The sequence below is a fragment of the Streptomyces piniterrae genome (genome assembly GCF_005048155.1).
In the GTDB taxonomy this organism is placed as follows: domain Bacteria; phylum Actinomycetota; class Actinomycetes; order Streptomycetales; family Streptomycetaceae; genus Streptomyces; species Streptomyces piniterrae.
Genome location: NZ_SUMB01000004.1, coordinates 550,282 through 568,918 on the forward strand (window position 1 = coordinate 550,282; position 18,637 = coordinate 568,918).

At 69.1% G+C, this 18,637-nt stretch carries 15 protein-coding genes; 8 read left to right on the top strand and 7 right to left on the bottom strand.

Annotated elements, in window-relative coordinates; genetic code table 11:
* Window positions 1-52: 52 nt before the first annotated feature.
* From FCH28_RS14995 to FCH28_RS15010, 4 genes are all read left to right on the top strand, one after another.
* Complete coding sequence (locus tag FCH28_RS14995; protein ID WP_136740355.1) at window positions 53-487, top strand: hypothetical protein; 435 nt, start codon at window positions 53-55, stop codon at window positions 485-487.
* A gap of 272 nt (window positions 488-759) precedes the next feature.
* Window positions 760-3,996, top strand: a complete 3,237-nt coding sequence (locus FCH28_RS15000) for an NACHT domain-containing protein (RefSeq protein WP_246102911.1) — start codon at window positions 760-762, stop codon at window positions 3,994-3,996.
* Window positions 3,997-4,202: 206 nt separating this feature from the next.
* A complete protein-coding gene (locus FCH28_RS15005) occupies window positions 4,203-5,192 on the top strand; it encodes an ATP-binding cassette domain-containing protein (RefSeq protein WP_246102863.1) in 990 nt (329 codons plus the stop codon).
* A complete protein-coding gene (locus tag FCH28_RS15010; protein ID WP_222852426.1) occupies window positions 5,189-6,007 on the top strand; it encodes an ABC transporter permease in 819 nt (272 codons plus the stop codon). Before FCH28_RS15005 ends, FCH28_RS15010 begins: the two co-directional genes overlap by 4 nt.
* A 9-nt stretch (window positions 6,008-6,016) precedes the next feature.
* Here FCH28_RS15010 and FCH28_RS15015 read toward each other — a convergent pair whose 3' ends face one another.
* The 3 genes from FCH28_RS15015 to FCH28_RS15025 form a co-directional block, all read right to left on the bottom strand.
* Entirely contained in the window at window positions 6,017-6,391 is a 375-nt protein-coding gene (locus FCH28_RS15015; protein ID WP_136740358.1) for a glyoxalase superfamily protein, read from the bottom strand.
* Between the two features lie 30 nt (window positions 6,392-6,421).
* On the bottom strand, window positions 6,422-6,979 hold the full coding sequence (locus tag FCH28_RS15020; protein ID WP_136740359.1) for a GNAT family N-acetyltransferase: 558 nt from the start codon (window positions 6,977-6,979) through the stop codon (window positions 6,422-6,424).
* Between the two features lie 69 nt (window positions 6,980-7,048).
* Complete coding sequence (locus FCH28_RS15025) at window positions 7,049-7,969, bottom strand: DUF2867 domain-containing protein (protein WP_136740360.1); 921 nt, start codon at window positions 7,967-7,969, stop codon at window positions 7,049-7,051.
* Between the two features lie 47 nt (window positions 7,970-8,016).
* Between FCH28_RS15025 and FCH28_RS15030 the strand changes: the two genes are divergently transcribed.
* From FCH28_RS15030 to FCH28_RS15040, 3 genes are all read left to right on the top strand, one after another.
* On the top strand, window positions 8,017-8,625 hold the full coding sequence (locus FCH28_RS15030; protein WP_136740361.1) for a TetR/AcrR family transcriptional regulator: 609 nt from the start codon (window positions 8,017-8,019) through the stop codon (window positions 8,623-8,625).
* A 229-nt stretch (window positions 8,626-8,854) separates the two neighbouring features.
* On the top strand, window positions 8,855-10,042 hold the full coding sequence (locus tag FCH28_RS15035; protein ID WP_136740362.1) for a cytochrome P450: 1,188 nt from the start codon (window positions 8,855-8,857) through the stop codon (window positions 10,040-10,042).
* Between the two features lie 35 nt (window positions 10,043-10,077).
* Window positions 10,078-10,272 carry a ferredoxin gene (locus tag FCH28_RS15040; RefSeq protein ID WP_136740363.1) on the top strand — a complete coding sequence of 65 codons (195 nt, stop codon included), beginning with the start codon at window positions 10,078-10,080 and terminating at the stop codon, window positions 10,270-10,272.
* 151 nt (window positions 10,273-10,423) lie between these two features.
* Here FCH28_RS15040 and FCH28_RS15045 read toward each other — a convergent pair whose 3' ends face one another.
* The 4 genes from FCH28_RS15045 to FCH28_RS15060 form a co-directional block, all read right to left on the bottom strand.
* Window positions 10,424-12,259: a CocE/NonD family hydrolase gene (locus FCH28_RS15045; protein ID WP_136740691.1), complete on the bottom strand. Its 1,836-nt coding sequence runs from the start codon at window positions 12,257-12,259 to the stop codon at window positions 10,424-10,426.
* A 204-nt stretch (window positions 12,260-12,463) separates the two neighbouring features.
* Window positions 12,464-14,515 (bottom strand): S9 family peptidase, encoded by a 2,052-nt coding sequence (locus FCH28_RS15050; protein WP_136740364.1) that lies wholly within the window; start codon window positions 14,513-14,515, stop codon window positions 12,464-12,466.
* A gap of 39 nt (window positions 14,516-14,554) precedes the next feature.
* A complete protein-coding gene (locus FCH28_RS15055) occupies window positions 14,555-15,889 on the bottom strand; it encodes a M20/M25/M40 family metallo-hydrolase (RefSeq protein WP_136740365.1) in 1,335 nt (444 codons plus the stop codon).
* The gene (locus tag FCH28_RS15060; protein WP_136740366.1) at window positions 15,882-16,715 is read right to left on the bottom strand and encodes a M55 family metallopeptidase; all 834 of its coding nucleotides are present in this window, start codon (window positions 16,713-16,715) and stop codon (window positions 15,882-15,884) included. The genes FCH28_RS15055 and FCH28_RS15060 overlap by 8 nt, the downstream gene beginning before the upstream one ends.
* A gap of 300 nt (window positions 16,716-17,015) precedes the next feature.
* Here FCH28_RS15060 and putP point away from each other — a divergent pair, with 300 nt between their 5' ends.
* The gene (putP, locus tag FCH28_RS15065; protein WP_136740367.1) at window positions 17,016-18,542 is read left to right on the top strand and encodes a sodium/proline symporter PutP; all 1,527 of its coding nucleotides are present in this window, start codon (window positions 17,016-17,018) and stop codon (window positions 18,540-18,542) included.
* Window positions 18,543-18,637: the final 95 nt, after the last annotated feature.

Sequence of the window (18,637 nt, forward strand, 5' to 3'; positions counted from 1 at the left end):
GGCCGGTTTGCGAACCGACTGACCCGGTGCACCACCAGGAGATGCGGAGATCATGAGCCGCAAGGACCGGATGGGTGTGGCCGCCTTGGGCGGCCCGGACACGGCATCGATTGACGCTGCGGCCCGGGACACCCGGGCCATAAGCCGGACTGCGCCGGTCGGTTCGGACAGCGCGCGGATGTGCGCGCCGTATCCGGCCCCGGAGGCGGCGGGCGTGCGCCTCTCCCTGCTCGGTGAGTTCAGCCTTGCGGCGGGCAGGGATCTCCTACGGGTCTCCACCGGGGCGGGGCACTGGATCGCTTTCGCCGGGCCGCCTCGGAGTCAACTGCGCCTGCGTGCCCGTATCCAGCTCGCCCCTGATGTCTTGTCCGGCTTCGACCGCACTCCGGCCCTGCCCCAAATGGACACGGTCTGCCGGCTGGTGGAGGACTGGCTGCGCATTGTCCGGCTCGGCTACTCGACATCCCCAGAGGCGAGGTGGAGCTGAAGGACAGGGGCTGAGAAATGAGCCATGTCATAAGACACCCCAAAGGCAAGGTCAGGCCACGCAATGCGACGCGCCTGCCCCGCGCCAGACGCCTCTGGTCGCGTGGGAGTGGGGCCGCTCTGCGTTATTCCCGCATGCTACGTGTGCGCTGGGCGGCCCGTCCCGAAGTCGCTCCTGCCCGAAGATGGTGGAGGAAGCGGCCGGTAAGGACAATTCTGACCGGTGTAGCTGCGTTTATTGTCCTGGCATGGTTCGGCTTCGCCTTGTCCGCGGTGGTCCGGCGCGCGCCGTCCCCGATCCAGGAATGGTGCAAGGGCTCGGGAAACGCCTGCCAGACCGTGTACTCATCCCTCTCCCCCTTCCTGGCCCTCGGGCTGGCGGCTTCCATATTTCTGATCTTTCAATATCGGAAAGGGCGGAAGCCGATAAGTGACGCGGCCAAGAAGAACCCGCGCAAACTGGTGCCCACGGCGGGGACGACCATCGACGAAGTGGTCGGCCGGAAGGAGCTCTGCCTGGTTATCGCGCGAGCCCTCCGCGGTCGTGACGTCCGGCGTCCCTACCTACTGGTCGGTGGCGTGGGGACCGGGAAGACCGCGGTGCTTGTGCAGTTGACGCGAATGCTGGCCAAAAAGGGCGCCGTTCCGGTCCCGATCCGGCTTCGGGACGCCGATGTGGACGGCGCCAAACTGGACTTCGGCGAGATGGCCAAGAAACGCTTCTGCGAAGAGGTGGACCGGGGAGTCCTGTCCAGGCTGCACAGCGAACGGGTATGGAGCCAACTGTGCATGGACGACAAGGCCGTAATCATCGCGGACGGCTTGGAAGAGACCTTCTCCGAAGGTGAGAAACAGAAGGACCGGGACATCCTCATCCGACATGCGATCGGGCGGGCGGAGAAACAGAATCTCCCTCTCGTGATCGCTTCCCGTCCGCATTCCCCCCTTGAGGACAGCCAGGCCGCGATCATCGATCTCGAACCCCTCAGCGAGGAGGCGGCACTGGAATACCTGCAGAAGGGCACCCCGGACTCCAACGGACACCGTCTGGACTGGATCGTCGAAACAGCCGCCGTTACCGAGTCCCCGTTGTATTTGCAGATAGCGCACCAACTGCGGCAGCATCACCTACTGGAACACCTGACCCGCGGTAAGGAGTGGGCTCAACTCGACACCCGCTGCCACGATCGGCTGACGCTCAGGCTGCGGCTGCTCGAAACATGGCGAAAGGCCATCATCCAGGGGCATCTCCATGGCGATCTCGCGCTGACCACCGAGGAGCGGGAACATACCGTGGAGGTCATGTCCGCTCTCGCCTGCATAGGACTTCTCCAGGACAAACTGGAGGTCAGGTTCGAGGATTTGATCGGCCCGGAGGGCGAAGGTTGCGGCCGACCGACGGAAGGCGCGTCGAGCGATCCTGGCGATTCCGCCCACCAGGAACCACCCTTTGCGGGGATCCGGAAAGCGCTCGCAGAAAAATTCAAGGACTACCCTGAAACCAACAGGAATCGGTGTATCACCCTCTTGTCCCTTTACGCCACGCAGGGCGAGCAACTCGGCTTGGTGGAGGCACATGGCGAGCGAGTCCGCTTCCCACACAGTGTCCTCCAGGCGTATCTCGGATCCGCGTATCTCGATGCCTCCCTGCGCGGTTCTGTGAACGCTTCCCTGATGAAAGAGGCCGGTCCGGGACGGGAGCTCCTCATCGCTCTCGCCCTGCAATCCCGTACGGCTCCCGGGGAATCGCAAGAACAAGTCGCCCAGCAACTTCTCGATGCCGCGGAGGCGCGTAATGACGCAAAGTCCTTCGAGATATACGGTGCCGCACTCCAGGTCGACAGGGCGGCAGGCGGATCGCAGCACCAGCAGATAGCAGATTCCCTCTCCCGTCGTTGGCCGGATATCAAAGCGGGTGACCGGCGAACGCTCGACGAGGCGAAAGAGGCGCTCGTGAAGGTGTTTGGTGAGACTCTCCGGGCGATCGCCGAGGCGGGCAGTGAAGATCCTGTCCACGGCATACAGCCCGCCTATGACCAGTTCTTCATGCTGGGCACGTTGGAGCCCTCGTACCCCATCAGGCTGGGCATCGCACAGGAGATGGGGGCAGGAGGCGACGAGGCGTTCGAGACGCTGCGCAAGAGGTTCCCCCTGCCGGAGCGGAACGCCCCCGACAGGGACGACCCGTGGGTGCAGTACGAGGAGGAATTCCGCCAGCAGCGGGACGAGGAGCGCAAAGAGCGCGAGAGACTGCTTCAACGGGTCTCTGACGGCGACGGACAGGAAGAGCGCGAGCAGTATCTCGACCACAAGAGAAGGAACGACGAGCGCCGGAGCAAGATCTGGCGGACTTTCGTCATGCGGGCCTGGCTCGTTCCCATGATGGTGGGTTCGGTCAGCGTGAAGCACCGGGGCCAGGCGGAGGAACGGCTCCGCTGCTGGATCCAGCACCTGGAGCCGGAGCATTCCTCCAGGAACCGGGCCGAGCTGCCGATCTCCCTGGAAATCGCCCTCGCACAAGGCTTCAAGAGCGCGGCCAACCGGAGGAAGCGGCACCCGAACGCATCCACCGAGGCCCGGAATTACCTGGTTGAACAGGCGGAAAACATGCTCGCTCATGCCCGCTTCTGGTACTCGCAGCTCACGCTGATCCATGCGCTGTGTCTGTGGGAGCTGCCGGACAGAGACAAAGGTTCCACCACGGACCGCAACGCCGACATGCGAGTCAGCTCCGGAAGCGCGTCGCTCAAGGACGACCAGAAGGACTCCTCGCACCGGCCGACGGCCGACCCGGCCCAGGTGGTGGGGCGTTGGCTCGCGATGGCCGGCAGCAAGCGGGATCTGCACGCAGCCCATGTGGGCGACCGCACCCCTAAGGGGGATCGTCTGCACCCCTTCGTCGCCGAAGCAGCCGACTTCGCGACCCTGGCTCTGGAGACGGGGCACCCTGAACGGTTCATCTGGATCGACGAGAAGGGCACCGTGGACAAAGTGGGTTCCCGTGCCGCCGATCCCCGGGCCTACCGCAAGCACAACCTCTGGATCCCACCATCGACGGGGTGGAGCACCCTTCACCCCCGCGCCCAGCAGCTGCTCGCCGACGTCCTTCTCCTGCTCAACCTCACGGAGCGAACCGGACAACCCGACGAACTCGAACTTCGCCTGGAACGGGCGAACCGGTACGCCCTCCCACCCTGCATGACCAAGGACCGTGCCCCGCTGCAGCCCGGCCGTACCGTGGGCATGGCCGAGATCGCACCACCAGGAACCACCTGTCTGCCGGACTGCCCCTTCGAGCTGTGTCCTTACCCGGCGAAAGGGGAACAGCCGCGAGCCGAACTGCGCGAGACCTTCTGTCGACAGCAACAGGCGCTGCTGCGCCGGTACAGCTGGTGGAACTTCCTGTCCTGGTTGCGCCGCAAGCGGGCACCCTGGCAGGGCATGGCTCGCGCCGAACTCAGCCGTTTCTGGGAGGAGATGGCGAAGCGGTCACGTACCCGCTCATCGTGATCGCTCCGTGGCGGTGACTCCCGCTTCCCGGCGGAGATTTCGCTTGCAGCGACTCGCGCGCCCTTGTTAACGTCGCCCGCGACATCTCACCGTAGGGTTCCGCCCTCGCCATTCAGCCTCCTTGTGTCCGGTGACACCAGGAAGGTGGGAGTCACACCAGATTCTGACAAGGGTGTGCGGCGATGGTTGCGGTTTGGCGATCAGCAATGGCTCTGGAGGCCGTTGATCTGGTCAAGACCTACTCGGCAGGCAGGAACAAACCCCCGGTCACAGCGTTGCAGGGGCTGAGCTTCCGCGCTGCGAAGGGGACCGTCTTCGGGCTGCTCGGCCCGAACGGGGCAGGCAAGTCCACCACGGTGAAGATTCTCTCCACGCTGTCGGTCGCCGACTCGGGATCGGCGCGCGTCGCCGGCATCGACGTTGCGGCGAAGCCGGATCGGGTGCGCCAGGCGATCGGGTTCGTGGCCCAGAAGCCCGGCACGGACCCAATGGGAACCGCGACCGAGAACCTGCTGCTCGCGGGCCGCATCCACGGGATGTCCCGCCGTGACGCCAAGGCGCGGGCGGGTGAGCTCATCGACAGGTTCGGTCTGGCCGACGCCGCGAACCGGCCGGTCAGCACGTACTCGGGTGGCATGGCGCGCAAGCTGGACGTCGCGCTCGGGCTGATGCACCGCCCTCAGGTGCTCTTCCTCGACGAGCCGACGACAGGCCTCGACCCCCAGGCCCGGAGCGAGATGTGGCACGAGATCGCCGGGATGGCCACTGACGAGCAGATGACGGTGCTGCTCACCACGCACTACCTCGACGAGGCCGACCACCTCGCCGACCGGCTCGCGATCGTCGACCACGGCACCGTGGTCGCCGAGGGCACCCCGGAGGAGCTCAAGAGCGAGCTGCGCGGCGACGCGGTGCAGGTCGAGCTGGCCGAGGCCGACGGCAGAGCACGCGCGGTGCTGCAACGGGTGCCGGAACTACGCGAGATCACCATGGACGGTTGCACGGTCCGTGGCCGCACCGACGACGGTGCTCGGGCATTGCCTCCCGTGCTCGGCGCACTTGAAGACGCCGGAATCGGCGTGACGTCGGCGACGCTCGCCCGTCCTTCGCTCGACGACGTCTACCTCCGGCACACCGGCCACAGCCTTGAGACCGCCGGCGACGAGGACCCGAAGGGCCTGGAGGCTGCGAAGTGACCACCACACAGATGGAACCCGTCGGCACCCGTCCGCTGACCGTGATCACGCACTCCGCGTTCCTCACCGGCCGCCTGCTGCGCACACTGTGGCGGATGCCCACCTTCCTCGTCATCGGGCTCGTGCAGCCGGTGATCTGGCTGCTGTTGTTCGGGCAGCTCTTCCGCTCGGTCGTGAACCTGCCCGGATTCACGCCCGGCAGCGGCGGATTTCTGCAGTTCCTCACACCGGGTGTGGTGATGATGACCGCGCTGTTCGCGAGCGCGTGGGCAGGGACGACCTATCTGCAGGACATCGACCGCGACGTGATGGACCGGCTGCTGACCTCCCCTGCCAGCCGAGGCGCCATGATGTGCGCGACCATGGCCTACCAGGCGATCCAGACAGTCGTCCAAAGCCTGGTCATCGTGGGCATCGCGCTGATCGCCGGCGCCCGCTTCCCCGGCGGCGTGGCCGGCGTCGGCATCACGGTCCTCGCCGCCGTGCTGCTGGCCCTCGCCTTCTCGGCACTGTCCAACGGCGTTGCCCTGCTGACCCGTCAGCAGGCGACGCTGATCGCGATTTCCCAGTTCACCACGCTGCCGCTGATGTTCCTGAGTTCTGCCGTGATGGACCTTCACCTCGCGCCGAGCTGGGTGGGTGACGTCGCCGGGTACAACCCCGTGGAATGGGCGGTCGTCGCGGCGCGGCAGGCGATGCTCGCCCACACCGACCGGGGCACGGTCGGGACCCGTCTGGGACTCCTCACCGCGGTCGTCCTTGTGATGGGCCTCCTGGCCACACGGGCATTCCGCGCCTACCGGAAGTCGACGTAGGAGAGGCAGCTACGCGGCGGGTCCCGGCTCGTTGAATCGCAGCTGGTTGCCGAAAGGGTCGGTGAGGGTGAGGCAGGTGCCGATCTCGTCGTGCTCCAGGCCGGGCCGCAGAGAGGGGTAGTCCTTGGCGGCCAGCTCGGCGTGCAGCTCGCGGACCCCGGTCAGCTCCGTGTAGAGGGTTGAGCCGGGGGTCGCGTCGCCGTGGTGCTCCGACAGGTGGAGCACCAGGTCGCCGCGCGAGACCTGGGTGTAGAGCGGCATACCGGGCTCGAAGCGGTGCTCCCAGTCGACGGTGCAGCCGAGGTAGCCGACGTAGAACTCATGGGCCTTGGCCACGTCGAAGATCCGGAAGACCGGCACGGTACGGCGGAAGACGATGTCCATACGGGAAAGGGAACCACGCCGGCGATCCGGTTACTCCGAAACCGTCTTCCCGGACACCATTTCGCTGGTGATCGCCCAGCGCTCGTGGTCGCGCCAGGCACCGTCGATGAAGAGGAAGTCGGGCGAGAATCCCTCCAGCCGGAATCCGCCGCGCTTGACCAGGGCGATGGACTGCTCGTTGGCCGGCTGGATGTTGACCTCCAGCCGGTGCAGTCCCAGCACGTCGAAGGCATGGTGCACGACGAGCCGCAGCCCCTCGCTCATCAGCCCGCGCCCGGCGGCGTGCGCGAAGGCTCCGTAGCCGACCGCACCACACCGGAAGCCGCCGTGCACGATGTTGTTGATGGTGAAAAAGCCCGCGATCCGTCCGGTGTCGAGCTCGCAGACCAAGAACCCCTCACGCGCCGGTTCCTGGAGCTTGTGGAAGTAGTTGTCGTACGCCTCGTCGGTGGCGGGCGGGAAGAGCCAGGGGCGGTGCAGCGCCGCGCTCTCCCGCGCCAGCTCCGTGAATTCGTCCCGGTCGGCGGCGGTGAAGGGCCGGATGCCCACCCGGGGGCCGTGTGCGAGGTAGCGATCATTGGACGTCATCGGCAGATGGTACGAAGGGGTGCGAGGTCTGGCCAGGCCTTTTGCCCCGGGCGGGCGGCGCGCGTCGGGTTACCTCCGGGCCTCGTCCGCCGCCCCCCGCAGCCTGTCCCGTTCGCGCTCACCCGCGCTCGGTGCGGCGAGCGCCAGTCTGCGGTGGGTCCGGCGCAGCATCAGGCGGGCCATGAAGGGGTGCACACGTCGTACGAAGGCCCAGTACAGGCGGCCGCCCGCGTGGTGGAAACGGACGACCGTGCCGAGCGTGACCCGGCCGTCCGCGACGAGGAGGGAGGCACGGAAGTCGAGATGACCGGCGTCCTCGCCGAGCAGGATCTCGCCGTCCTCGCGGCCGACGACGGGGAATGACGCACCGCGCAGCACGCCCTGCCAGGCGGCCGGGTCCGCCGGCATGCCCGGCCGCAGATCCAGCTGCCAGGCGTCCTCGAAGTCGGTACGCGGGAAGGCGCGGCGGGCCAGCCGGGCCTCGGCGGGGAGGGCGATGCCCTTGGCGCGGCTCCACTCCAGGCGGTTGAACAGACGGACGCGCGGTGACCAGCGGACCGGTTCGCGTACCCGGCCGGTGACGACCCGTTCGACGTTGTCGAAGACCTCCTCGACGACGGTGGCGTGCACGGCGCGGATCGCCAAGTGCCACAAGAGCCGTTCCATGCCGCGGAGTCCGCTTTCCAGGACGTGTTCGATCCGGCAGCTGTCCGGGCCGAGCGGCACGACGGTGATCGAGTGGAAGCCGGTCTGGCCGTCGGTGAAGTCGAAGCGGAGGTGGCGGCCGGGTTCATGGGCGCCGACGCGGTAGCGGACGGGTCCGTGCCCGCCGTCGGCGCCGACGCCGAGCGGACGGTCGAAGCGCATCGGCGCCCAGGCGGGGGTCGGGAAGAGCGGATCGTCGTCGTCGCCGAGCCGGTCGATCAGGGCTCCGACGATGTCGGCCGAGGCCGGGATGGTGCGGGTGTGGACGTCGCGGACCATACCCATCGGGCACACCTCCATACGGTAGCGTATGTTTGACCGTACGGTACCGTATGGTCATGGTGCGACAGCAGGCGAAGGAATCCCGCGGCAGCGGCACACGGCGGCGCCTGACCGCCCAGGACTGGGCCGACGCCGCCCTGGCGGCCATGAGCGAGGGCGGCGGCCTGGCGGCGCTGGCCGTCGAGCCCCTGGCCGCCCGACTGGGCACCACGAAGGGCAGCTTCTACTGGCACTTCACCAACCGGGAGGCGCTGATCCAGGCCGCCCTGGAGCGCTGGGAGGAGATCGGCACGGAGGCCGTGATCGTCGAGGTGGAGGCGGAGCCCGACCCGGCGAAGCGGCTGCGCAAGCTGCTGCACCGGGCCACCGACTCGGCCGCGGACGACCCCCTGGAACTGACACTGCTGGCGACCGCCGCCCATCCGGGCGTGGCGGCCGTGCTCGCCCGGGTGACCGAACGCCGTATCGGCTATATCACCGCGCTGTTCACGGAGTTGGGCTTTCCGCAGGCCGAGGCGGAGCGCCGCGGGCTGCTCGCGTACTCCGCCTTCCTCGGACACACCCAGCTCAGCCACGCCGTCCCGCGCACCCTGCCCACCGGCGCCACACACGAGCGGTACCTCGACTCGGTGATCGACACCATGCTGGGGCGGGAGTGACGGCAGGCAACGGGCAGCGGCACTCCCACATCTGACTTGCCGCTACGGAGCCGTCGGAAGGGGGTTGAGCGGGCGAACTCGCCGGAAAACAGCGCAAGTTGGCCGAACTGCGCGTAGACGCCCCCAGGGCGCCGGGCATGAAGTGGACATCAGCGCGTTAACACGACGCGCCTCGTCGTTGACATCTGACAACACGAGCACCTCAAGTCCCAGGCATGGGAGGCAGTACGTGACCGAAGCAGTTTCCTTCCCCCAGGACCGCACCTGTCCCTACCACCCACCGACCAGCTACCGGCCACTGCGCGAGGCCGGTCCGCTGGCGCAGGTCACCTTCTATGACGGCCGGTCGGTATGGGCGGTGACCGGCCACGCCGAGGCGCGGGAGCTCCTCGCCGACCAGCGGCTCTCCTCCGACCGGCGCAACCCGGCGTTCCCCATACCCGTCGCGCGCTTCGCGTCCGTCCAACGGACCAAGACTCCGCTCATCGGCGTGGACGACCCGGAGCACAACACCCAGCGACGGATGCTGATCCCCAGTTTCACCCTGAAACGGATCGCCGCGATGCGGCCGGAGATCCAGCGGATCGTCGACGACCTCATCGACGGGATGCTGGAACAGGGCCCGCCGGCGGAGCTGGTCTCCGCGTTCGCGCTGCCCGTCCCGTCGATGGTGATCTGCTCGCTGCTCGGCGTGCCCTACTCCGACCACGAGTTCTTCGAGGAGCAGTCCCGCCGGGCGCTGCGCAGCGAAACGGCCGAGGAGAGCGAGGACGCACGCGTCCAACTGGAGGACTACCTCGGCGAACTGATCGCCCAGAAGGAGAAGAACCCGGGCGAAGGGCTGCTGGACGAGCTGATCGAGGACCGGCTGCGGGCCGGTTCGCTGAAACACGACGAACTGGTCGGCCTCGCCCTGATCCTCCTGGTCGCCGGGCACGAGACCACGGCCAACATGATCTCCCTGGGCACCTTCGCACTCCTGGAGCACCCGGAGCAGCTGGCAAAACTGCGCGCCGACGAGAACCTGATGCCGGCCGCGGTCGAGGAGCTGCTGCGGTTCCTGTCCATCGCCGACGGCATGCTGCGGGTCGCCACGGAGGACATCGAGATCGGCGGCCGGATCATCCGGGCCGACGACGGGGTGGTGTTCCCCACGTCCGTGATCAACCGGGACGACAGCGCATACGCGTCGCCGGACGAACTGGACTTCAGCCGCTCCGCCCGCCATCACGTGGCGTTCGGTTACGGCATTCACCAGTGCCTGGGCCAGAACCTCGCCCGCGCGGAAATGGAGATCGCGCTGCGCTCGCTCTTCACCAGGATCCCGGATCTGCGACTCGCCGTGCCGGCTGCCGAGATTCCGTTCAAGCCGGGTGACACTTTGCAAGGCATGATCGAATTGCCTCTGTCCTGGTAGCTGCGACGGAGGCGGACGAGAGAAAGGGGTCCGGGATGCGGATCACCATCGACCAGGATGTCTGTATCGGCTCCGGCCAGTGCGCCCTGACCGCGCCGTCGGTGTTCACCCAGGACGACGACGGCTTCAGCGAGGTGCTGCCCGGCAGCGAGGACGGCGGGGGCGACCCCATGGTGCGCGAAGCCGTCCGCGCCTGCCCCGTCGGCGCCCTCTCCATCGACGACGAATGACCTCACCCCGCACGGGCGGCTGACGCCCGGCTCGCGGCACGACACGGAAGACGCGACGACGAAGCCCGACGGACGGTGAAAGCCCCGGCGGCCGTCTCGCGCACGACACGTACCGCCCTAAGACTTATCCCTACGGCATCCACCTCATCCGCTACCGCAATTCCCCTTGGGTGACGGGAAGTTCGAGGACACCTGTGTCCCCGGGCGTGCTGGTGACCGTCACCGGCTTCTCGCCGCGATTGCCCGCGTAGGCGGAGTCGCTCGCGGCGATGACGAAGCGCAGTCGGTGCCCCGGCTCGAAACGGTGCACGATGCCCGGAAGGTCCACGGTGAACCTCCGGGTCACATCGGGCACCCGGGCCGGGGCCACCAACCGGTGCACCAACGTCTTCGTACCGTCCGGCGCGACGTCGTACAGCTTGGCGAAGAGCACCAGCTTGTCGGCCGCGTCGGCGGAGTTCTGCACCTGCTCGGTCTTCGGCGAATCGACCTTCAGCGTCACCTCGGGCGCGCCCACCACATCCACCGGAGCGCCCGCCACCGGCCGGGACGTCCAGTCCAGATAGGTGCCCTTGGTGTCATACGGAGCGCGGTCGGGCAGGCCGAGCAGCGCCGCCAGCGAGCTCTCCGAGTGGCTGCTCGGCACCTGCAGGTTGCGGTAGCCGCGGCTGCCGCTCGCCACCTTGGCGCGGTTGTCGACGAGCTTGCCGTCGCCGGAGAGATAGAGCCGCTGACTGTCGCCGACCGGGAAGCCGGACGAGGTGCCGTAGGCCGGTCCGTCGCTCACCCAGTCCCGGTAGTACGCGAAGGCCGGCCCGGTGCTGGTGGGCCGGTGGTGCAGATAGCGGTCGAACCAGGAGAGGATCCGCCGCCCCACGTAGCTGGTGTCGAGATTCCCCTGGGCGAGGTTGAGTTCGCCCTTGGCGGGGTTCTTCATCCCGCCGCTGTGGCCCCAGGACTGCCAGATCATCTTGGTCTCGGTGCCCTGCCCGGCGAGGGTCCGGTAGGTGGCCACGGCCTCGTTGAGGTTGAACAGGGTGTCGGCCTGGCCCTGGATGAGCAGCGTCGGCGCCTCGACCCCCCTCAGATACGAGACCGGGGAGACGCTCCGCGCGTAGCTGACCATCTCCGCGGTCTCGTCGACCGGATACTTCTTGGAGTCCAGCAGCCGCTTGGTCTTGCAGGCGCCCTCGACGAAGTGCAGACAGCCCGAGCTGATGGCCCGCGAGCTGCTCAGCCGCGGCTTGACCAGCCCCTGCGCCTCGCCGAGCAGAAAGAACCCGTTGGTCCACTGGTACTTGTACGCGCCGGGGAACAAGGAGCTCACGCCCCGCCGGGGACCGGTGTTGTTGGGGTCGAGGGAGTAGGCGAGGTCGTTCCAGGTGATGAGCGGGACCAGCGCGTCCACCCGGTGGTCGACGGCCGCGGTCGCCATCTGGATCGCCCCGCCGTACGACCCGCCGATCATGCCGACCCGAGGGTCGCCCCGGCCGTCCTTGACGACGTAGTCCACGCGGGTGCCGTCGTCGGCCGTACGGGTGCCGGCCAGGAAGTCGAGCAGCTGACTGGCCGCCATCCCGTCGATGGCGGGATCGTCGAGGGAGATCTGGCAGCCGGACTTGCCGAAGCCGAGTCCCGAGTAGGCCAGCACGACATAGCCGCGGGTGGCGAGCGCCTTGGCGCTGGCGGCGGTCGCACCGTCCGACTTGTTGCCGCCGAAGCCGTTGGTGGTCAGCACGGCGGGCGCCGGATGCGCGGCGCCGGCGCCGGACGGGCGGTAGAGGTCCGCGTCGACGGTGCAGTCGCCGTCGCCGGCCCGCACGGTGACCTTCAGCGCGGTGACGGAGTACGGGTCGGCGGCGTCCGAGGCCGCGGGGGCGGCCAGGGCGAGGGGCGCGGCGAGCGCGGTGGCGGCCAGCAGGGTGAGAGAGGCGCGAAGTACGGGGCGGGACACGGCTCGGGACACGCTGGGCACGAAGACCTCCACAAGGACACGTCGCACCAAACCAGTCGGTAACGGCGCCTCATGCTGTGACACAGGTAACAGGATGTCAACGATCCTGACACGGATCACTGTCAGTACGTCAGTTCAGCGCGTACTTCCGGGTGATGGGGGCTATATGGGCTCGCCTGGCGGAACGTCAGGCCGCGGCCCGCATCATCGGCTCGGGCGCACACGGCGCCGGGCCCGTCACGTCCCCAGCTCCAGCGGCGGGATGTCGTCGCGGGCGATGCCGAAGGTCTGGACGTAGAGGGAGAGTTCGGCCTCCATGGCGCGCACCATGGTCTCCTCGCGGCGGAAGCCATGGCCCTCGCCGGGGAACGGCAGATAGGCGTGCGGTATGCCGCGGCCCGCGACCTCGGCGAGGAACCGCTCGCACTGCGCGGGCGGGCAGACCACGTCGTCCAGGCCCTGGAGCAGCAGGAACGGCGCGGCGATACGGTCCGCGCGGTGCAGCGGCGAGCGTTCCCGGTAGCGGTCCGGGACCTCGGCGAGCGGGCCGATCAGCGACTCCAGGTAGTGCGACTCGAAGTCATGGGTCTCGCCGGTCGCCCAGCCGGCCAGGTCCAGGATCGGATAGCTGATGGTGCCGCAGGCGTAGAGGTCGGTGGCGGCGAGCGAGGCGGCGGTGGTCCAGCCGCCGGCGCTGCCGCCGCGGATGGCGAGCCGGGCGCCGTCGGCGCTGCCCTCGTCGACCAGCGCGCGGGCTACGGCCGCGCAGTCCTCGACGTCCACGACGCCCCACTGGCCGCGCAGCCGCTCGCGGTACGCCCGGCCGTAGCCCGTCGAGCCGCCGTAGTTGACCTCGGCGACGCCGATGCCGCGGGAGGTGAAGTAGGCGATCTCCAGGTCGAGGACCAGCGGGGCACGGCCGGTGGGGCCGCCGTGTGCCCACACCACGAAGGGCGGCAGCTCGCCGTCGGGGGCGGTGTGGTCGGGGTGGTGCGGCGGGTGGATGTGCGCGTGGATGTCGCGGCCGTCGGGCCCGGTGAAGGTGCGCTGGCGTGACCTGGGGTGGTAGGCGGGGTCCACGACGTCGGTGTGGCGGGCGGCGATCACCCGGGCGCGGCCGGTGCAGGTGTCCAGCTCGACGATCTCGTACCCGCTGTGCGGCCCCGCGGCGATGCCGATGACGCGGCTGCCCTGCACGGCGAGGGTGGGCGCCCATTCGGTCCAGGGTCCTGCGGTATCGACCAGCTCGCCGGTGACCGGGTCGAGGATGCCCAGGCTCTGGGCGCCGCGGCCGTGGAGGACCGCGATGGTGCCGTTCTCCAGCGGGAGGAACCAGCGCTGGCCGACGGTCCAGAGCGGTCCGGCGAACTCCTCCTCACGGGCGGGGCACAGGCCACGGCTCGCCACCACACCGTCGTCGGCCGTGTCGGGGTCGATGCGCTGCGGCTCCCACCAGCCGCCGAGGTCGGAGACGAACAGCAGCGAGCCGTCGGCGGCCCATTCGATCTGTGCGACGGCCTCACCAGGGGCGTCCGGACCGAGATCGCCGCCCCCCGGGACGTCGGGGCCGAGGTCGCCGATCAGCGGCCGGATGTCCCGGAACTCGCCGGCGGCCTCCCCCTCGGCGATGTCGGCGAGCATCACCAGCGTGCCGTCCCAGGGCATCCGCGGGTGGTCCCAGGCGATCCAGGCCGCGCGCCGGCCGTCCGGGGAGAGCCGAGGGCCGGTCACGAAGCGGTGCCGGTCGTCGCTCAACTCCCGTACTGTGCCGCGCTGTTCGGCGGCGGAGCCGTCCAGCGGGACGGCTGCGATCACCCGGCGTACGTCCGTGGGCCGCTCGCCGGTGAACTCCTCCAGGACGCACCACACCTCGCCCCGGTCCGGCAGTACCACCGGGTCGACCCAGCGCAGGCCGCCGCCGACGGGCGAGAGCGGGGTGAGCGGGCGGGGCTCGGCGTCGCGGTCCGGCTCGTAGGCGTACAGCCGCTGGTCGGCGAAGTGGCTGAAGACGACCAGCGGTCCGCGCTCGGTGACCGTGCCGGCCCATGGCTGGCCGCCGTACTCCAGCACTCGGCTGCGGACGTTCCAGGGCGCCGGCAGCACCGACTCCTCGGCGCCGTCCGGCCGTCTGCGTATCAGCGCGCGGCGGCCGCCCTCGGCGGGCCTCGGCTCCGTCCACCAGACCTCGTCGCCCACCACGCCGACAAAGGCCGGACGGCCGTCATGGGCGGCCACCGTCCGGGCGTCCACCGGCGAAGGCCAGGTTCCGTACGGGGCCGTGGTCACCATGCTGGAAGCCTCCTCTGCCGGGCACCCCGGAGGCGTGCCCTATGCCGTGCGCAGAAATCGGTCGAGTACCCGGACGCCGAAGTGCAGTGCCTCGACGGGAACACGTTCGTCCACGCCATGGAAGAGGGCCTGGTAGTCGAAGCCCTGCGGAAGTTTGAGCGGGGAGAAGCCATAGCCGGCGATGCCCAGCCGGGAGAACTGCTTGGCGTCCGTGCCGCCCGACATGCAGAACGGGACGACATGGCCCTCGGGGGCGAAGGTCTCGAGCGCGGCCCGCATCGCGGCATACGTCGGGGAGTCGAGGGGAGCCTGGAGCGCGACCTCGCCGTGGTGGTAGTCCCAGGCCACATCGGGCCCGGTGAGCGCGTCCATGGTGGTACGGAACTCGGCCTCGCCACCGGGGACGACCCGGCCGTCCACATAGGCGACGGCGCTGCCGGGGATCACATTGATCTTGTAACCGGCCTCCAGCATCGTCGGGTTGGCGCTGTTGCGGACCGTCGGCTCGACGAGCTTGGCGGACGGGCCGAGCTTGGTCAGCAGGGTGTCGACGTCGAGGCCGGGATCCTCCACATCGACGTCGATGCCGTGCAGCGCGGCGAGTTCGCGGAGCGCGGCCCGGACGGTCGGGGTGAGCCGGACCGGCCATTCGTGCTCGCCGATCCGGGCGACGGCCGCGGCGAGCCGGCTGACGGCGTTGTCGCGGTTGACCTTCGAGCCGTGTCCGGCCCGGCCATGGGCGGTCAGCTTGAGCCAGGCCGTGCCGCGCTCCCCCGCCCCGATCGGATAGAGCTGCATGCCGCCACCGGCGTGGAAGGTGAAGGCCCCGGACTCGCTGATGCCTTCCGTACAGCCCTCGAAGAGGTCGGCGTGGTGGTCCGCGAGGAATGCCGCGCCGTCCTCGGCGCTGGCCTCCTCGTCGGCGGTGAAGGCCAGCACGACGTCCCGCCGCGGCCGGACACCCGCGCGCGCCCACAGGCGGACGGCGGCGAGCATCATCGCGTCCATGTTCTTCATGTCGATGGCGCCGCGGCCCCAGACCACGCCGTCCCGGACCTCCCCGGAGAACGGGTGCACGCTCCAGTCGGCGGGCTCGGCCGGCACCACGTCCAAATGGCCGTGCACCAGCAGGCCGTCGGCCGTCGGGTCGGTGCCCTCGATACGGGCGACGACATTCGTCCGGCCGGCGCGCCGCTCCAGCAGGGTCGGTTCGATACCGGCCTCGGCCAGCCGCTCGGCGGCGTACTCGGCGGCGGGGCGCTCCCGGCATTCGCCGTCGCCGGTGTTGGTGGTGTCGATGCGGATCAGGTCGGAGGTGAACCGGACAACTTCGTCGAGGGCCTGCTGATCGACGGGCCCGGTGTGGTCAGCCATATTCTTCCTCCACGGCGGACGAGACGACGGTGGTGACCGCCTTGAAGCACCGGATGGCTTCGTACATGTTCTGACTGGTATACGCGACGCGACGCTCTCCGCTGCGCTCCACGCCGGGAACGACGGTCGCCGCACCCGCCAAATGCTCGGCGTCGAACTCCGTCTCGACCCGGAACGGCCCGCGCCGTGCGGGCTCATGACGCACCGCCAAGGCCGCCCCCTCACGGGCCGCCGCCCGGATGTCGGCCGCCGTACGGGCCGGCGGCCGGCACACCGCGGCGTACCGCGACACATAGTCCTTGACCGCGGCCTTGGGCGCCTCGGGCGCATACCCCAGAGCGTCCTCGCAGGTCAGATCGTCGCCGGTGACCAGCACCACCGGCACGCCGAATTCGGCGACCACGAGGGAGTTGAGATATCCCTCGCTGGCGCGGGTCCCGTCGACCCACACACCGGTGAGGGAGTTGGCGAGATAGGTGTGCGCGAGGACGCCTTCGGTGCCCGCGCCCGTGTGGTACCCGACGAAGGCGATGCCGTCGACGTCGCCGTGTTGCACGCCCTCGACCATGCTCAGCGACTTGTGCCGTCCGGTGAGCAGCTGGGCGCGCTCGTCAAGTTCTTCCAGCAGCAGATTGCGCATCGACCAGTGCGCTTCGTTGACGAGCACCTCGTCGGCCCCACCGTCGAAGAACCCGGCGATCGCCGCGTTGACGTCGGAGGTGAACATGCGTCGGCAGCGCTCCCACTGCGCCGTGCCGGGCAGCACATCGGCGGGCCAGGTCACGCCCGTCGCACCCTCCATGTCCGCGGAGATCAGGATCTTCATGCCGTCACGTTACGCGGCGCCGAACACCCGAACCAGGCCTGTGGATAACTCCAGAGGTCTAGTCCACGCAAGGTCGACCCGAGCGGCTCAACGAAAGCCGCCATTCGCCTGAGGGCCCGTTACGCATGTGCAACGCCGGTGAAATGACCGCCGGGGATATTCGCCAAAAGGGGTGACGCCTCTGCTGGCATCTCCGTATTGTCTGCTCGCGCCGAGGCCTTTCCCGCCTCGGGATCTCCTCATGAGATCACCCCCCAGGGGCCTGGAACACTCGGCAATGCCTGCACCGAGGGAGCAGTGGTGACACTCCTGATCGTACCGGTCATGATCACATTCGGGATATTTCTCCTCGCCATGGTGGCGGTGGGTTTCTGGACCTACCAGGACACCCTGACGTTCTCCGACTTCGCCCTCGGCGGGCGCCGGCTGAGCGCCCCGGTGGCGGCGCTCTCCGCGGGCGCCAGTGACATGTCCGGCTGGCTGTTCCTAGGACTGCCCGGCGCCGTGTACGCGGCCGGGATCGGCGCCACCTGGATCGCCGTCGGCCTGGCCGTCGGCACCTATCTCAACTGGCGCCTGGTGGCACCGAGGCTGCGCACGTACACCGAACTGGCCGGCGACGCCAAAACCCTCTCGTCCTATCTGGAGGAGCGGTTCGAGGACACCAGCCGGCTGCTGCGGGTGCTCTCGGCGACCGTCATCGTCGTGTTCTTCACCGTCTACGTCGCCAGCGGCCTCATCGCCGGCGGTGTGCTGTTCGACGGGATCTTCGGCGGCGGCTTCGAGTTCGCGGTCACCGTCTTCGCCGTGGTCATCGTCGTCTACACCGTCCTCGGCGGCTTCCGCGCGGTGAGTCTGACGCACTCCGTGCAGGCCACGGTGATGTTCTGCGCGGCGGTGGCCCTCCCGGCGATCGCCATCACCACGCTGGGCGGCTTCGGCGCGCTGCACGGCGCACTCGCCGACCAGAGCGCGTCCCTGCTGGACATGGGCGCCAAGGCCGGCTTCGACGGCACCCGGTGGTCGGCCGGCGAACCGCTGAGCGCGGTCGCGGTGATCTCCCTGCTCGCCTGGGGCCTGGGCTACTTCGGCCAGCCGCACATCCTGGTGCGCTTCATGAGCATCCGCAGCACACAGGAGATCCCCCGGGCCCGCCGCATCGGCGTCAGCTGGGTGGTCGTCTGCCTGGCGGGTGCCTCGCTCGTCGGACTGGTGGGCATCGCCGCACTCGACCAGCCACTGGAAAACCCGGAGACCGTCTTCATCGCGCTCTCCGCCCAGCTGGTCAACCCCTGGGTCGCAGGCCTCCTGCTCGTCGCCGTACTGGCCGCCATCAAGTCCACCGCGGACAGCCAGCTGCTGGTGTCGGCGATGGCCCTCACCGAGGACTTCTACCGGGCGTTCGTCAAGCGGCAGGCCTCGGACGCGGCGATGGTCCTCGCGGCCCGCGCCACGGTCGTCGCCGTCGCGCTGGTGGCCTATGTCATCGCCCTCAGCGGCGGCGCCGTCCTGGACATCGTCGCCTACGCCTGGGCCGGCTTCGGCGCCGCCTTCGGCCCCGTGATCCTGCTGTCCCTCTACTGGCCCCGTATGACCCGGGCCGGGGCGATGGCCGGCATCGTGACCGGGGCGATCACCGTCGTCATGTGGAAGCACATCGACCCGCTCCTCGGACCGCTGCAGTCCGGCGTCTACGAGATGGTGCCGGGCGTGCTCGCGGCCACCGCGGCGGCGCTGATCTTCGGCAAGTTCGTCGGCCGCCCGCCGCGCCGCAACTGGTCGGGCCCCATGGAGCGGAGGGCTCCCGCGTCGGTGCCGATCGGCTGACGCCGGCAGCCTCCGTCGACGGGTGCCGCCGCACCGGCTCCGTAACGTGGCTCACCCCCGGCAACCACCACCCCCACCCAACGCGTCTTTCCGGC

Bases quoted from the DNA above. Each gene is read 5' to 3' on its own strand.
- FCH28_RS14995 (WP_136740355.1), top strand. From the start codon at position 53: ATGAGCCGCAAGGACCGGATGGGTGTGGCCGCCTTGGGCGGCCCGGAC.
- FCH28_RS15005 (WP_246102863.1), top strand. From the start codon at position 4,203: ATGGCTCTGGAGGCCGTTGATCTGGTCAAGACCTACTCGGCAGGCAGG.
- FCH28_RS15015 (WP_136740358.1), bottom strand. From the start codon at position 6,391: ATGGACATCGTCTTCCGCCGTACCGTGCCGGTCTTCCGGATCTTCGAC.
- FCH28_RS15020 (WP_136740359.1), bottom strand. From the start codon at position 6,979: ATGACGTCCAATGATCGCTACCTCGCACACGGCCCCCGGGTGGGCATC.
- FCH28_RS15025 (WP_136740360.1), bottom strand. From the start codon at position 7,969: ATGGGTATGGTCCGCGACGTCCACACCCGCACCATCCCGGCCTCGGCC.
- FCH28_RS15030 (WP_136740361.1), top strand. From the start codon at position 8,017: ATGGTCATGGTGCGACAGCAGGCGAAGGAATCCCGCGGCAGCGGCACA.
- FCH28_RS15040 (WP_136740363.1), top strand. From the start codon at position 10,078: ATGCGGATCACCATCGACCAGGATGTCTGTATCGGCTCCGGCCAGTGC.
- FCH28_RS15050 (WP_136740364.1), bottom strand. From the start codon at position 14,515: ATGGTGACCACGGCCCCGTACGGAACCTGGCCTTCGCCGGTGGACGCC.
- FCH28_RS15055 (WP_136740365.1), bottom strand. From the start codon at position 15,889: ATGGCTGACCACACCGGGCCCGTCGATCAGCAGGCCCTCGACGAAGTT.
- FCH28_RS15060 (WP_136740366.1), bottom strand. From the start codon at position 16,715: ATGAAGATCCTGATCTCCGCGGACATGGAGGGTGCGACGGGCGTGACC.